A 15979-nucleotide genomic window follows, 5' to 3' on the forward strand; every position below is an offset into this window, starting at 1 on the left:
AAGTAGGTTATTCCAAGTGCGCGTCAAGCTTGAGCCGTTGGCTGTTGTCCTTAAGCACACGTGCAGTATTGCTATCAAAACCAGCTTCTGACTCAGCTCGAATGTCCAAGCTCAAGCGCACCTTTACGCCCACACGGCCCGTTAGCTCACGCACTATTTCTTCCAAAATCTCACTGAATTGGGCCTTGGCACCCGCTGGGTCTAACATTACACTTGCCGAGTATGTATGCGGCTGATTTAGCTGCTTCCCACCATTACTGGCAGCACCACCGGATGTCGGTTCCGAAGTAGGGCTGCCGTGCCCGGTGCCCCAACTGGTTGACTGGGCCCCGCCTGTAGCGGCCTGACTAGTACCAGTAGTTCCAGCATTTGTAGGCTCTTGTGCATTAGCTTGGGCTTTGTCAAGATAAGCCTTCATTACTAGCGGGTCCACTAGCAGAGTGCTGCCACCGAAACTTCGTTGTTGGCCAAGAGATGCTTCCGTAAACTCATGCGCAGCTGGTTGCGCCTTGGCCATACCAAATGCCGCGGTGGTACCCGAGCCTTGCCGTACTGCTTCCTCCAGCACTTGCCGGCTGGCAAGGCGAGGGAGGTAGAGGTAATTGCAAAAAGCTTCCCACACCTCATCTACACTTACTGCCGGCTTATCCTCTCTCCAAAACACATTGCGTAGCTCTTGGTGCAGAAATTTGGCTGACCACTCCGGAATTGCCCATTCTTCAGCCGACAGCCGCTGCTCAATTTCCTTAGCAAGCGTACCCAAGGTGCTACGATTAAGAGCCTTTTCCGTACCCACCCACTGTACCGGTGAGGTAGTATCAATGGCTTCAGGCACCAGTAGCCATCTAAAAACATCACGTGCACCACTGAGCAGCTTTTGTTCGGCATCCTTTCGGAATCCAGCTAATTGCTTTTCTTGCAGCACATCGCTATTTAAGCGTCCCGATTGAACATCGGAAATAATTCCCCGCCAAGCCAGCACGGTACCAGCTTGCTCGCGCAAGCGGCCCGCGTCGGCAGCATCAGCAGCTAGGAAAAATAGCCGGTTGCGTCGCTGGCGTGGGGTGGTGCCCCGATTTTCCAACAAATGTCTAGCAGCCTCGTGGGCACGACCAGGTTCGCTACGCTGAAAGGGATTGTTAATGTCAAGCACCACCAACCGTAGGTTTTGGTCGTCTGGTATTTCAGCGCCATCCGGTTTGGGGAATACATGAGAGCGAAACATCCGGCCCTCCCGGAGCAGGCTTTCTAACGTTTTCTGTATTTCTTCCTCTACCTCATGCGGGTCCAGCCGCTTGCGGCGGTCTTCCATTTCCCGGCGCATGTTAGGCCGTACATCGTACCAATAGCGACTGCCTTCGTGAGTCAGATAATGCAGCCGGTCAGTGAGGGCTTGCAGCGCATCAGCGTAAACGGCCGGGGCATGGCCAGGTCGCGCCGCTCCCAGCAGCACCCGACTCAGGCCTAGGCCTCGGCCAGTTCTAGCCACCCCAGCGTTAGGAGCACTGCCTAGAAATACTGTGCGTGCCACCCGAGTAGCTGCCCGTACCGCTCCAAAGCGTTGGTCCTTGTCATCTAAGCCAACTGGCTCGGCCAGTCGGTCATCCACGTCGCGCACTACTACCGGCTCCCAACCAGGAGGAAGGTGGCTCAACAGTTCAGACCGTACTCGCTGGTCCTGCAGGGGTAAGTTTCCGGGCTGAATCAGCGCATCCTGGTCGTTGTCTTTCCACAGCTGGTATATCACCTGCGCCAAGAGCTTAAGCACGCCGCGGGTGCGCTGAAAGTCTTCCAGCGCCGACCAATCTTGATACAATCGGTCCAGTATTTCCGGATGTAGCGGATAGGCAGCTAGCAGCCGCTCGTAGTATGTATTGTGTCGTGCTTCCTCCGGAAAAAAGTCTGGATTGTCAGCGTAATGGCGCGCATAGTGCCGACACACGCGGGCAATTTCTTCACTGGCACCAAACTCGGCAAACAGTCGCCGGCGCACAATCTCAAATGTCTCATCCGATGCTGCTGGCTTCCACAGGGCACGTACCCGGCCTACTACTTTTTCCAGCGCGCGCTGCGAAGCCACTGCCTGGGCATTTCCTGCTTCTACATCCGAGTCGGGTAGCGAAACCACCAACTGCGCTGTGGGAACGGCTTTCACTGCTTCCGTCACTGCCTGCACAAACGATAGGTTAGAGTTCAAGTCGCCGCCCACTAGTCGTTGTTCCCCAAATTGGCTCACGTACCGCACCAACTCGTCCAGCAGCACGACGCAAGGTGCTGCCGCCTCGAGCAACTTAATTAGTGCGGCTTTTCCGGGTGAGGTACCTGCTTCGTCGGCAGCCTTTACTAGCTCATAAAACTCATTTCCGCCCAGCTGCCACGCAAGCTCACCCCATAGAGTGCGAGCTGGGCTATCTGGGTGCACGGTTGGACCTGCTGGAGCCAGAGCCGACCCATCAAGCACGGCAACCCGAGCCTGAGGCAGCACCGTTACGTTGGCTTCGTCAAGCAAAGCGCCTACTCCTTGCAGGTCGGCCACTGCTGCTTTGCCTTTGTCCCGGCCTACTAGGTGATACACGGCAAGCATCGAGTGTGTCTTGCCACCTCCAAACGAGGTTTGCAGCTGTATCACGGGTTCACCGCTTTGTCCGGCAAGCCGTCGGGCCGTACCCATCAGCAGATTGCGAAGCCCTTCTGTTAGGAACGTGCGTTGGAAAAATGCTTTGGGGTCACGATAGTCTTGGCTGGCCCGACCCGTATGCACCTGCCACAGGTCGGCCGCAAACTCAGCTTGTTGAAATGTCCCTTTTAATACGTCGGCATGCGGCTTGGCCAGCTGCCGCCAGGGGGTAAGATTGTACATATGTAATTCTGATAGCACTGGATGGTAATCCAGTTATTCTACTTCCATTTCCACTTCAGCCCCCTCTTCTTCCTCCACGGCTTCGGCGCTCAAATCCACTCCTAATACCTGCGCCAACTCTCGCCGCATCATCTCCCGTCGAGCTTCATAGAATGGCAGGAACTGGCTGAAATCAGCAGTTGCAGTTTCAGGCACAAAATGCTGCAACTCATAAGCACTGCGTTGAGCTCCTTTGCCCCCTAGCCAATTGGCCAGTGTTTCATCACTTTTGCCAATGTTCGCTCCGGCTTCTAGCAACTGCAGATTAGCCAGCAGATTCACCCGGGCTTGTACTTTCCCTATTTCCTCAGCATCAATGATACCTGCGCCTTCAATGTCGCTTTTCCGAAACTTCGATTTCGGATGCATATGGTCCACATGGTAACGGAAGCTGCCGTTGAGCCTGTTCAGGTACAGCAGCGTCAGTATGCTCAAAGTCAACGGGTGGCCGTAGTGCATGCTTAGGAGCGAATCCAACTCTTCCTTCGAGAACGTAATGGATTTGCGCTTGCCGCGGAAGTGCTCCACGATAGCAGCCAGCGGGAAGCTACCTGGCGAGTCTTGAATAAGCCGCCGCAATGGCCCATATAGGCTATCAGGCTGACCGCCAAATGTACGTTTCACCAATACCCGGGCTAACCACTGCCGGATGCGCAGCCTGTCATCTTGCCGTGCTGGAGCAGTCACGATGCTCGAGGCATACCCATTGAAGTACACATAATAGGCAATGGGAATAACAGCATTTGTAGCAGTCAGTGTCTCGCCTGAATAGCCAAATTCATGCAGTAGCTCTACCGCGGCCAACAGCGAAGTCTCTATCTGTGTCCACCGCTCCTGAATTATCTGCATGTTGCCCGTCGAGAAATTATCTACTCGGAACCTCACATCAGATAGGTCGGCAAGCACCAAGCACGTTTTCAGCACAAAGTCTTTATCGAAACGGAAGCCATTTCCAATTCGATTAAGCCGGTCCACAAAGCCATGTATCAATTCGCGGGCACTACCTTCTTTCCACTCGGCAGTGGCAATAGACAGCAACAAGTCCGAGTAGCTTAGTTTGGTGCCACCGCTATTGATACGAATGAATATTTGCAGCACCTTGTCCAGCATCTCGGCGCGCTCCTCATAGTATGAAACCACCGCATCACTGTGAATGGCCTGCCACAGCCGAGATAGGATTTGCTCTGCTTTCTCTCCTTGTTCGGCCGGGTACTTCGAGGTGTCCAACAGCCCTTTCTGGCGCATATAGGTCACAATGCCCATGATGTTGTCCATCGCCAGTATTCCGCTCACCGCAAACCAATGGCAGGGGGTACCACCCTTCAAAACAGTCGCGTTTGCTTCATTCGCAGTCAAAAAGCGGAAATCATACGTGCGCTCCAAATCATCTGCAGTAGCCAAAAGGTTTACATACAGTTTCTTTTTCGGGAAAGCATCATCGTTGTTCCACTGCTTGTAGGGCAGTTTGTGAGCGTAGCTTCCACATAGGCCCAAGTAAAGCGACGTTAGCCGTTGTTGCCCGTCCAAAACAGCCGTTACTCCTTGGCCCATCGGCACCACGGCTTTGTGGTTGTGCCGGTGGTCACGCTCATGGTAGAAGGTCAAAAAATCGTACCACTGAAACTTGCTTACCATTTCCGGCTTTACCTGCCAAAACAAAAACGTGCTGATGGGGTAGCCGCGCAACAGCGAATCAAATAGCTGCTCAATCTGCCAAGGCTGCCACACAAATTCGCGCTGAATGGCGGGTAGCACCAATTCACGTGCTTGAATGCGCCGAATGGATTCACGTATGGTGATGGGCGTTTGATAACTCATTTTGTGAAAGAAAAAAGGTGGGTAGGATATCTGATTAATTGCCGAATAGCTTGAGCTGCTTCTCCACTGGTTGATGTTCGGGCGCATCGGCGGCCGTTTCTACATCTATCCAGGCGCTAGCTAGCTCGTTGTAGAGGCGCGCATCCGAAGCGCGGCCGTTGCGCTCGCAGTAGGTATAAAGCCGGTAGGCTAGGTGGCGAACCGGGTCAGCCAACGAACGACACCGAGCCAATAGGCGGCCAGCGGCGTTATTTCCGCCGTCTTGAAAGGCCTGTACCAAGTAATGCAGCACTTCCCACACTGGCAGGCGCAGGTCGGTTTCAGGGGCCCACGGTTGTGCGTACTCGGCGGGGCGCAGCAGACGCACCTTGCCGCGCTGGGCTTCCAGCACACCCGCGCTGGCTACGCCACTCACACTAGTGCCCCGACCTTTGGCCACGTTCTCGGCCTCGCCGTAAGGGCCCGCCTGCCAGCCATACATCTCAAACCACGTTAGGCAGAATCGGGAATCAGCATCAAGGTCTTCTTCTGCATCGAAGAAGTAGGCATCTTTTTCCTTATTAATGATGGTGAGGGCCGTATGTACGCTCATGTGCTGCCCATCGGCTTCTAGCACGGCCGCATAGCGCGAAAATACAGCCATGCCCGGCCCGATGGTAGCCTGCGGCAAGTCAGCCGGGGGGATGGGACTTTGGTCGGGCTTACCGCCTATCATTTCTTCTAAAGCAGGGGGCAGAGCCGACCGTAGCTCTCGCAGGAACTCGCGCCGCGAGGCTTCTGGAGCATCTTGCGGCCGAGGGCGGCACACGAGAACTACACTAGATGCCAAGGCATTAGTGCCCTGCCCTACCATGCGGCTTCCATTTTCAGTGCGCATTGGCCAAGTAGCAGTAATTTGAAACCCAGCCCGTATGACAGCCTCTAAAAAGGTTTCCCAGCCTGTAGAAGCGGTGCCCTTAACGGTGGTGTCCGATTGCTTAAAAGCGTAATAAATAGTGACGGGGTAAGCTGGGTGACTGGCCTCCGCCATGCGGTGCATCACCTCAGTCATCCCGGTCAAAAAGAATGCTTCTGCCCGCTTTTTTGACCCGTGGCGGTAGGGGGTTGCCACCAGTTCTTCTTCTTTGGGAACCAGCGTACCACCAAATAAGCGTGGTGCGACATCACGTAGAGAGCGGCGCAGCCAGATATAAAAGAAGTCTGATAAGTCAGCGTATCCTATGTTGTCATAATAAGGAGGGTCCGTGGAAAATATTACCGGGGTAGCAGCCAGCTTGCTTGCATCGGCTTGTGTCACAATTCCGGGTAAGACCTCTCCCAAGTAGGCAAACGACTTATCAAAGGCTTTATAAACACCATCTACTAAGACCGACCATGCACCTGAACTAGCCGAAAACGGGTTGGCTTCAGCAAAGTCCCATACCATTGGCATGGCTTGCCGAGAGAATAACTGCCTTGGGCATTGTCGAACAGGTGTCCACCGGCATAAATTATTTCCCAGGTCAGCCAGTTTGCTTACCACAAAACTCAGGTATACAGCCACCGCGTCGCCATAGGCGACGGCACCGCTGCCACCTTCTTCTAAGGGGCGTGTATCTACCTCCCAAGCCGCTGCATCGAATTGCACCCTAGCCCGCACTTCGCTAATGAGGCTGGAAAAAGTATTCAGTGCTACTAATTGACGGGAGGTGAAAATGTCGCCATAAGTTGGCATCCCATAGTCAGGAGGAGAAAACCATCGCGGATTTTTTGGTATTGGCTGGGTTGGCCGCCAATCTGGTTGGGCTAGTGCGGCCGCTTCTTCCTGCTCCGGCGACGGAGCCAAGTAGTGCCGTCCCCGTGGCGCTTTGGTCGCAATGGCCATCAGGCGAGTGCGCAAAGCGCCGCGTTCGCCTTCGCTTTTAATATACGAAGGCGAGATTGCTGTACCTGTTAACAGGCAGCGAAAGCTAGCACCTCGCCCTTGCTTGGTACCCTGCTGAATTGATTTCAGTTGTTCAGGTGTAGGAGTGCCGGACCGAACCTCAAAATGCCATGCAGTAGGTCCATTAATTACCGGCTCCACCCAACTTAGCTTGCCGGGCACCGAGGAAAGCCAATAAGAAGAAACTAATGGAACATGGACACCGTGCCGCGAGGGGTCGGGTGATGCTACAGTGCGCGCCCACAGCCATGCAATGACAGTAGCTTCTGTACCACCCAATTCCTTTGGCAGCCTTGCTTTTGGATAGTAATTGCCTATTCGGCGTTGTGCTTCCTCGCGCATCCATAACCCATAACGCTGTATGTCTTCCGCCAATCCGCTTGCTCCTGGCCAGCTTCGGGCGCTAGTACTCATCTGTCGCTGCCCAACAGGCACTGGTCCAACCGGATTCCGTCCTGCGAAGCGAGGCGGAATTTCTATCATAGACTTATTTATAAGCACCGCTACGGGGTTGAGGTCAGAAGCCCGAGCTTCCAATCCAAGGCGTTGTGCTTCTAGTGGAATTGCACCACCACCCGCAAATAAGTCATGAATCGGTGGCATCCGATTCGTGTCTTCGCCGGTTAGTTTGCATGTTTCCTCCCAAGACTTGCGAATTTCGGCACGCGCCCGCCTTAACACACCTTCATTGTTGGTGTTCTCCCATTCAACGAGCTCTCGCATTAAATCGAATAGCTTCTCGCGCTTGGTTTTGCTTCCAGGGTCATTTACAAGTTGCGCGAAAAGCACTGACCGCGCGGCCGTCAGCGGCCGCCGCGCCCACCACAGATGCAAGGTGCTGGGGTGGGCTTGCCTAATTGCTTTCTCATACGCAGCGGCCTTATTTATATCATTCAGCGGCAAGGCCACTTCAATCAGTTTTTTTGGAAAATTCACGAGCATTCAAGGGAAAAAGTAGTGGATTGGCCCATGCACGCTGGTGTAACAGGGAGTGGTAGGGCTGACTTCGTAGCGTCGTCGAGGCTCAGTCCTCAGCCGGTAGCGCGGCGTAGTAGTCGGACGTAGCCACTGCTCGCCCCAGCAGAGCTGACAGCTTGAACACGCCCTGCACCATTTCAGGCGGCGGCAAGTGTTCTGGCCCAAACGGGCGCGGAATGTAATATGGCCCTTCAGTGCGGCCATCCGGATGCACCAGAACCAGCGCTAGCACAAACTTGTCGGCTTGGTTTAGAGCTTCCATGAGCTCGTTCCGAGTCAGAACCACGGTGTCATCGTGGCCAGCAGCTCGGCCCTTCACCTCTAGGTGCCGTTGCTTGGGTAGTCGCCCGCTTGCTTGAGCCGGTAGGGTAGTAGTCAGGTCCCAGCCGCATTTCTTGGCTGATACGTCAGTTACCGAATGTCCTAAAGCCTTTTCAGCAGCCTCCACGGCAGCCATGGCCGCCAGCTCCACCCGCTGACGCGCCTCCGCTGATATGGGCGGCTTGGTTACGTTTTCGTTGTTCACAACCGCAGCTGCGCCATTGGCCAGCCCCAGCTGACGTAGCAGCCCTGCTGGCACCACCAAGGCCCCACCAAGTATAGTTGGTACTCCCATCTGCACGGCCCGCATTCGCTCTAATTCCGCCAGGCGGCTGTCAAGTCGCTCTCGCAGAATGCGGTGAGTTTGGGTAGCATTGCGCAGGTTAGCATCGGCAGCCGACTTCCCAGCTGCTTTCTCTTCTTGCGCCCGCACGATGGCATCGTCCCAGAACTCCAGCTCTCGAGTCAGGCGGTGCAATACAGCAGCATGTACCTTGTCCACGTAGGCTTCGCGCCGTTGGCGCACTTCGCGGCCGTGTTCAGGAGCAAGCTCACGGGTGGCAAAGCGTCGAGCTTGGCCGGCCGGGTCTGTTTGGCTGAGCAGTGGCGAAGCCGCTAAAGCAGTGCGCACGGCTTCGCCACTGCTGGGTGGCAGGGCATGCAGGTCGAGGTGAGGAGCCCAGCCTGCAAAAGCTATATCATCGTTGGCTCGCACCCATACAAACTGTAGCCGCTGCGACAACTCAGCTCCCGTTTGGTCGCGTACCGTGTGCTCAAGCAAAAACAACAGCCGCGGCTCGGTACCGGTCTCGTCCAGCGGGTCAAGCAAAGTGGCCCCAGCCGTAAGGGTGCTGCGTCCTTGCTCGGTTATCAAATCGGTGAGAGTGCAAACCAACAAGTGGCCAGGGTGAAGCAGCTCAGCCATTGGCATCCGCTCGCGCCGAATGGCGTGCTTCTCGAAGCATACCCGTTCGTAGCGGTCCAGTACCTGCCGCCGGTCCGAGCTGCCTAGCTCACGGGCCCGGTCACGCACCAGGGCAGGCACGTAGGGTATGCGGAACCGGTCCGCCTCCATGGGGCGCAGCTCGGCCTTCAATCGGGCCAATGCCTGCTCCGTGAAGTAGCGCACATAGTAGGGCTGTAGCTTGCGGGCCTCAGCTTGGTCCATCTGCTCCCTTATGGCTTGCAGGTGCGTTGGCCCAAACACCTCTTCGTATAAGGCGTTGCGTTGTAACAGCTCGTTGAGGTGGTCTGTATCTAAAGCATCGTCAAGCTGCCGGGTGAGTTTAGCCCGTACATCCGGCCTGTCGCCATAGCGAATGGCTTCTTCTAGCATCTTGCGTAGCGAAGTGCCCTCGAACACCTCGCCCAGCACGTCGAACACCCGACCAGGCAAGTCCTTATTTATCTGCTCCAATTTGTCGAGCAGCCGTTTGTATACAGCGCCTTCGCGGGTCTCGGCTGCCACCAGATTAAACAGGTGGCATACTTCCTTCTGCCCAATGCGGTGAATGCGTCCAAAGCGCTGCTCCAGTCGATTGGGGTTCCACGGCAGGTCGTAGTTCACCATCAAGTGGGCGTTCTGCAGGTTAATGCCTTCCCCCGCTGCATCGGTGGCCAGCAACACGCGCACCCGCTCGTCATTTCGAAATCTGTCTTGCACCATTAGCCTTTCGGGCCGGGGCGTGGCGCCGTCGATTCGTACCACACTTTCTGAATCACCCAGCAGCCGCGTCAATCGCTCTTGCAAATACAGCAGCGTATCACGGTACTCGGTAAAAATTATCAGCTTTCGAACCCCGCCCGTAGGGTCTTGCATCAACTCGTTGCCAGTCAGCGTATCACGCAGCTTTTCCCACTTGCAGTCAGTCTGCGCAGGGTTCTGCACCAGCGTCCGAGCTTGCGTTTCTAGAATTCGCAGCTCCTGCACTTCGGCCTGCAGCTCGCGTACCGTACGGGCTGTGGTGGCTTGGCTGGTAATGTTTTCCTCTTCTTCTTCTCGCTCACCAGCCGACCAGGCATCTTCCCATTCGTCAGTGGGTAAGTCATCCACGTCCGCGTTAAACCACCCATCTGCATCCAGATGGCCGCCCACACCTGCTTGCTGAGCTGTTTGTTTCAGCCGCTCCTCCAGCCGCTCGCGGCGCCGGTTAAGTGACTTATAGATGGAGCCGGGGCTTGACGCCAACCGCCGCTGCAGAGCCGTCAAGGCGAAGCCTGCAACTGAGCGTCGTCGCCCATCTAGCTTATCGGCCCGGTCCATTTGCTCTATCACGTAGTGCGTCACTGCTTGATAGAGGTCATTCTCAGCCGGCGATAAGTCATAAGCCAACGTGTAGGGCCTACGCTCCGGGAATAGGGGACGATTATCGAAGGTGCGTAGCTGTTCCTTTACCAGTCGCCGCATCAGGTCCGAGGCATCCACCGGCTCCGTGCGCCCATCGCGGAATCGGCCATAAAACCGCTCTGCGTCCAGCAGTGACATAAACAGTTGAAAGTCCTCTTCCTTGCCGTTGTGCGGCGTAGCCGTCATTAGCAGAAAGTGCCGGGTCAACCGCCCCAGTTGTTCCCCTAGCCCAAAACGAATGGTTTTACGTACTTCTTGGCCGCTCCAATGAGCCGCTAGCTTATGGGCTTCGTCCACTACTACCAAATCCCAGGGCTGAGCTGTGTCCAGCAGTGCCCGCCAATCTGTATTGCGAGCCAGCTGGTCTACTCGCGCTACCAACAAGTCATAGGCATCAAAGACGTTGCCGCTGGCCGTCTGGGCAGCTAGGGCCGACGATAAAATTGGAAATTCCAACCCAAATTTTTGCCGCAGTTCGTCTTGCCACTGTTCGGTTAGGCTGCCCGGCGCTACGATTAGAATGCGTCGTGCATCGGCTCGCATCAGCAGTTCACGTATCAGTAGCCCTGCCATCACGGTTTTGCCCGCGCCGGGGTCATCTGCCAAAACAAAGCGCAGCGGCTGCCGCGTTAGCATGGCATCGTACACAGCCGTAATTTGATGGGGTAGGGGTTCTACATCCGACGAATGCACCGCCATCAAGGGGTCGAACAGGTGCGCGAGTCGGATGCGGTGTGCTTCCGTAGCTAACGTGAACAAGTTCCCATCGGCTGCAAACGACCACGCGCGTTCTGTTGCCGCTGCCTCGCTCAGCCGGCTCTCGTCGTCCCGGGTCAGCAGCACATCAGTAAGCTGACCATTAGGCCGACGGTAAGCAACAAGTCGAACGTCGTCACCAACCGATGCGTCCACATTCAAGAGCTGTACCGGCGTACCCGGCTCCAGCCCAATGACATTCAGGCCAGGCTTTAATAGTTCTAGTGCCAGCATTGGGTAGAGTTAATGCAATCAGGGACAAAAGCTTAGGAAGTGGTTGAAGAGCCTGAGCTGATTGCACCAACGTCAGCAGCCTTGTAGCCTCTGCAAGTATAAGCGAATTACTTTCAAACATCAGCTACCGAACAACCTACCATTCAAAATTATTCTTGGCTATTTGAAAGCTTAGGTTTGTTACAAAGAGAGCAACTTTATTTCAAAAATTGGTGTATGTTTGTAACAGAAAAGACAGCAGAACCGTTGTCAGTCTTACCTTATGTCCACCCAAGTCCCTTCCCCCAGCTTAGGAGCCACTATCAAGCAGCTTCGTGAAGGCAACGGCCTCACGCAACAGCAGCTAGCCGATTATCTAGAAATTAACCGTGTTGTGCTTGCATATATTGAATCAGGCGAGCGCAAGCCTCAACTCCATGTGCTTGAAAAGTTGGCGAGCCTTTTCGGCCTCGAAGTAGCAGACCTACTGGCTCCCGATGTTGATACCCAAAATTTAAATGCTGCCTTTGCTTTTCGCTCGGCAGGTAGTCTTCAGCCTGAGCACCTAGCCCATATCGCTAGCTTCCGGCGTATCGTTTCCAACTATCTAAAGATGAAACGGCTCGAACAAGCCCAATCTACCCATGAAGGCTAATAGTCAAGTCAGTGAACTAATTGAAGCTAAGGCTGAGAAGTTTCGGTCTGAGCACGGCTTGGGCAGAGCTTTGAGCATCAGTATGGAACCCCTCTTGCGCCAGCTTGGCGTTATCACTGTATTTAAGCCACTGGATGCCAACGGCGCCTTCTCTGGTATGGCCCTGAAGCAGGACGGGGGCTGTTTCATGTTGGTCAACTCGAGTATGTCACGAGGGCGGCAGAATTTTACTATCGCCCACGAGTTGTATCACCTTTTCGTGCAGCAAAATTTCCATGTCCGGGTGTGTCAAACCGGCATGTTCGGGGCGCAGAATGACCCCGAAGAACGCAACGCTGATTATTTCGCAGCCTACCTGCTCATGCCCAAATATCGCATTTTGGAAGCTGCTGGAGACTTGGAGCCTGGCGCCAGTTTATCTCTGGAGTCTATTGTGCAGCTCGAGCAGGAGTTTCAATGTTCTAGGCAGGCTTTATTGCTGCGACTCAAAGAAATGCGGCTTATTACGGCACGCGAACAAGAAGAATACAGCCAGAATGTTATTCGTTCGGCCCGGCAGCTCGGCTTTGGCACCGACTTATACCAACCTACTCCTTCTCGCGAAGCCATCGGCGATTACGTGCCGCTGGCTTCGCGCCTTTTTGACCAGGAGGCCATTTCGGAGTCTCACTTTGCTGGCTTGCTACTCGATTTCGGGATTAATCCCTTCGATTCCGACTCCGAATCCATTGACATAGCATAGCCACTTGTCCAATGCCAGCTGATTCACATCCTAAGGTTCTGCTTGATGCCGATGTAGTAATTCATTTTCTAAGAGGAGGTCGAGCAAGCATACTCAATGAGGTGTTCCCCGGTCGTTTAGTCATTCTGAATACCGTTATGGCTGAGCTCACTTACGACAAGCGTTTCGAGCATTCCTTGGCTATGTTCATCAAGCTTTGCCAAGTGGAACTGGTTGATTTTCCCGAAGAGGATATTCTGACCCAGGAGTATGCCATGCTCCGACGGAGCTTCGGTCCTGGTGAAAGCGCATGCATGGCAGTGGCTCGCCATTATTCCCAGTTCATTGCCAGCAGCAACCTCCGCGACATACGCGCCTATTGCGAACAGCATAGCATCACATACTACACCACCTTCGATATTCTACACCTAGCTGTTTCCGGCCGTTGTCTTACAGTAGACGAATGCGACGAGTTCATCAAGCAAGTGCGGGCCACCAATAGCCGCTTGCCATTCAGCAGCTACCAAGAGTTTCTGAGGTCTAATCCACGTCGCCCGTGAAATTTCAAGTTTCCCTTTATCTTTTAGGTACAACCTACTCAGTCATGTCATAACCACCTTCAACAAAAAACCGCCCGCCACGGGATGTGACGGCCGGCTTCATTTGCACAAGCGCAACAGGCCAGACTTGAGACCTCGAAACCTGCTTGCCCTCGTTGAGAACCACCGGTTAGCCACCCGTGGCCCTCTCTTCTGCGACAAATTGTTTCGCGAAAGTAGGTGCTTTTTACGCAATTCGCTATCTCGCGTTCGATTGTCTGGCTCGGTGTGCCCTCCCGTCGGGGGCAGTAATCCACTCAATAACAGTCAGAAATCATGGGCAAGAACGTCCACATTACGCCCCGCTCCAATGGGTGGGCCGTCAAATCGGCCGGCGCTGAGCGCGCCTCCGTCATCCTCCCCACCCAAGCTCAGGCCATTGCCGCTGGTCGTCAGCAAGCTGCCCGCAACGGTAGCGAACTGGTCATTCACGGCCGCGACAACCTGATTAGGGCCAAAGACAGCCACGGGCGTGACCCGCGCAATATCCCTGGCTAGCGCATAGCCAGCTGCTTCAGCAGCCTTTGCATCGGAGCCGGTGGGCATACTCACCGGCTCCGAAAAGCAAGCCTGTGCCCTTACCTAATCCAGCTAAGCAGGTTTACTACGTCCTGCCGTCACCACTGCTGCAACGTTGCAGCAGCTTCTGAAACGCTTAAAGAACAAATTCTTATGAATTCGTCTGTCGAAAAAAAGAACGACAATGGCAATGCGCTGCAACGCAAAGACATTACCATCATCATCAATGGCACTCAGCACGTGGTGCCAAAAGAGGAATTATCCTTCCTGGAGGTCGTCACGCTGGCCCAGCTGGCCACTGGTCCCAATGTAAGCTACACCATCAACTACCGTCGTGGTCAGGGCAATAAGCCGGAAGGCAGCCTGGTGGAAGGTGAATCTGTTAAACTCAAAGAGGGGATGATTTTCAATGCAACAGCAACTGATAAATCATAGCCCCGACCTCAAGCGCCTGCGAGATGAAGGCTACCATCTCGAAATAGTAGATGGTTTCCTGCTCATCCGGGACGTTCCGTACGTTATGCCAAGCAAAACCATTGAGCGCGGCACCCTTGTCTCGGCTCTGACGCTGGCTGGCAATATCGCCACCCGACCCGCTGACCACGTGGCGCACTTCATTGGGCAGCACCCGTGCAGCCGGGAAGGTGTTCCGCTGACCAAACTCGTCATTCAAAGTCAGAGCCATGTGCTTGCTCCTGGTATCATTGCCAATCATATGTTTTCGAGCAAGCCCGCTGCAGGCTACCCCGATTACTATGAGAAAATGACCAGCTACATCAACCTGGTGGCCAATCCGGCTACATCGCTCGATGATACAGCTACTGCCCGTACCTTCCCCGTCATTGAGGACAAAGCTCAGGAGACAGTTTTTGCCTATGTCGATACTGCTTCCAGTCGGGCCCGGATAGCTGCTGTATCCAATAAGCTCGCTGCTGGCAAAGTCGCCATCATTGGCCTCGGCGGTACGGGGGCCTACGTGCTGGATTTACTGGCTAAAACCCCCGTGCAGGAAATCCATCTCTTTGATGGGGATGTTTTCTCGCAGCACAATGCCTTTCGTTCGCCCGGCGCTGCTTCTATCGAAGCATTGCGTAGCAGTCCCCTTAAGGTGGATTACTTCTACGAGCAGTATTCCCGAATGCACCGCTACGTCTTTCCGCATCCTGAATATGTGGCCGACGCTAATGTGCAGCAATTACAGGAAATGAGCTTTGTGTTTCTGTGTTTGGATAATGGTGCCGCTAAGCTGGGCATTGTTCAGTACCTGGAAACCATGGCCATTTCCTTTATCGATGTAGGGATGGGCATCTACTTGAATGCAAGTGCCAACGCTCTGGGAGGTATTGTGCGAGTTACAACCAGCACTCCACAACAACGGCAGCATGTACACGCTAATCAACGCATTTCTTTTGGGGAGGCGCCGGGTGGAAACGAGTACCAGCAGAATATTCAAATTGCCGACCTCAACGCCTTAAATGCAACGTTGGCGGTTATCAAGTGGAAGAAACTCTGTGGTTTCTATCTGGACCTGGAAAACGAGTACCATAGTACCTATACCATCGACGGGAACAACACCCTTAACGAAGACATGCTCCATGAAATCGCCACAAAAATTGGAGCCTGAGTTTGTTGATTTCATTCCCAGCCAGGTAGATGACGGCAAGTTGTACGTGTCGATGCAATACGGCACAGTAGTGCATAATTGCTGCTGTGGATGCGGAAACAAAGTAGTAACGCCCCTTACTCCTAATGATTGGAAACTCACATATGATGGGGAAAGCGTTTCAATCTCACCCTCCATTGGTAATTGGAGTTTCCCTTGCCAGTCACACTACTGGATTCGTCGTAGTAGTATCGAGTGGTCTGGTAAGTGGAGCATAGAGAAAATCGAAATGGGCCGCCAACTCGACCGCGAGAAGAAGAAAAAGCGGTATGCTGCACTGCCTCAACCAGCTGTTGCTGAGCTTCTGGTAGAGAAGCAGGAAGTCCACGTATCAACTTCTTCGGTTAGTTGGTGGAGCAAACTGAAACGAAGGCTGCAGACTTTGTTCTAAAGCCAAACCTGTAACGTAAGCAGCCTCGGCCTATATGGTCGGGGCTGTTTGTTTTAGTACAATTAGCAGGTCCCATTTTCATTTCTATCAGGGGCGTTAGCTTGTCCATATACTTAGTAAAACGCGAATTGAGTGGATTAATCATGACTCACACAACTCCACCCCGCTGCTCCCA

11 protein-coding genes are annotated in these 15979 nt (G+C 54.2%); 7 read left to right on the forward strand and 4 right to left on the reverse strand.

Annotated features, from left to right (window positions below; translation table 11 throughout):
* Positions 1 to 7 precede the first annotated feature (7 nt).
* From ABD919_RS21300 to ABD919_RS21315, 4 genes are all read right to left on the reverse strand, one after another.
* Entirely contained in the window at positions 8 to 2860 is a 2853-nt protein-coding gene (locus ABD919_RS21300) for an ATP-binding protein (RefSeq protein WP_345238105.1), read from the reverse strand.
* 33 nt (positions 2861 to 2893) lie between these two features.
* Positions 2894 to 4717 carry a DUF262 domain-containing protein gene (locus tag ABD919_RS21305; RefSeq protein WP_345238106.1) on the reverse strand — a complete coding sequence of 608 codons (1824 nt, stop codon included), beginning with the start codon at positions 4715 to 4717 and terminating at the stop codon, positions 2894 to 2896.
* A gap of 34 nt (positions 4718 to 4751) precedes the next feature.
* Positions 4752 to 7583 carry a DUF1156 domain-containing protein gene (locus ABD919_RS21310; RefSeq protein WP_345238107.1) on the reverse strand — a complete coding sequence of 944 codons (2832 nt, stop codon included), beginning with the start codon at positions 7581 to 7583 and terminating at the stop codon, positions 4752 to 4754.
* Between the two features lie 82 nt (positions 7584 to 7665).
* Positions 7666 to 11277, reverse strand: a complete 3612-nt coding sequence (locus ABD919_RS21315) for a helicase-related protein (protein WP_345238108.1) — start codon at positions 11275 to 11277, stop codon at positions 7666 to 7668.
* 262 nt (positions 11278 to 11539) lie between these two features.
* On the opposite strand from ABD919_RS21315, the gene ABD919_RS21320 reads away from it, so the two are divergent.
* The 7 genes from ABD919_RS21320 to ABD919_RS21350 all read left to right on the forward strand — a co-directional run bounded on the left by ABD919_RS21320 (position 11540) and on the right by ABD919_RS21350 (position 15804).
* A complete protein-coding gene (locus ABD919_RS21320) occupies positions 11540 to 11911 on the forward strand; it encodes a helix-turn-helix transcriptional regulator (protein ID WP_345238109.1) in 372 nt (123 codons plus the stop codon).
* An 82-nt stretch (positions 11912 to 11993) separates the two neighbouring features.
* Positions 11994 to 12653 carry an ImmA/IrrE family metallo-endopeptidase gene (locus ABD919_RS21325; protein ID WP_345238110.1) on the forward strand — a complete coding sequence of 220 codons (660 nt, stop codon included), beginning with the start codon at positions 11994 to 11996 and terminating at the stop codon, positions 12651 to 12653.
* A gap of 11 nt (positions 12654 to 12664) precedes the next feature.
* The gene (locus tag ABD919_RS21330) at positions 12665 to 13192 is read left to right on the forward strand and encodes a PIN domain-containing protein (RefSeq protein ID WP_486332975.1); all 528 of its coding nucleotides are present in this window, start codon (positions 12665 to 12667) and stop codon (positions 13190 to 13192) included.
* A 315-nt stretch (positions 13193 to 13507) separates the two neighbouring features.
* On the forward strand, positions 13508 to 13729 hold the full coding sequence (locus ABD919_RS21335) for a DUF2188 domain-containing protein (RefSeq protein ID WP_345238112.1): 222 nt from the start codon (positions 13508 to 13510) through the stop codon (positions 13727 to 13729).
* Positions 13730 to 13903: 174 nt separating this feature from the next.
* Positions 13904 to 14185: a multiubiquitin domain-containing protein gene (locus ABD919_RS21340; RefSeq protein ID WP_345238113.1), complete on the forward strand. Its 282-nt coding sequence runs from the start codon at positions 13904 to 13906 to the stop codon at positions 14183 to 14185.
* Positions 14160 to 15374, forward strand: coding sequence for a ThiF family adenylyltransferase (locus ABD919_RS21345; RefSeq protein WP_345238114.1), 1215 nt, complete (start codon positions 14160 to 14162; stop codon positions 15372 to 15374). Before ABD919_RS21340 ends, ABD919_RS21345 begins: the two co-directional genes overlap by 26 nt.
* On the forward strand, positions 15346 to 15804 hold the full coding sequence (locus ABD919_RS21350) for a ubiquitination-like system serine protease family protein (protein WP_345238115.1): 459 nt from the start codon (positions 15346 to 15348) through the stop codon (positions 15802 to 15804). Before ABD919_RS21345 ends, ABD919_RS21350 begins: the two co-directional genes overlap by 29 nt.
* The last annotated feature ends 175 nt before the right edge of the window (positions 15805 to 15979 follow it).

This window comes from Hymenobacter saemangeumensis (assembly GCF_039541835.1).
GTDB classification, from domain to species: Bacteria; Bacteroidota; Bacteroidia; order Cytophagales; family Hymenobacteraceae; genus Hymenobacter; species Hymenobacter saemangeumensis.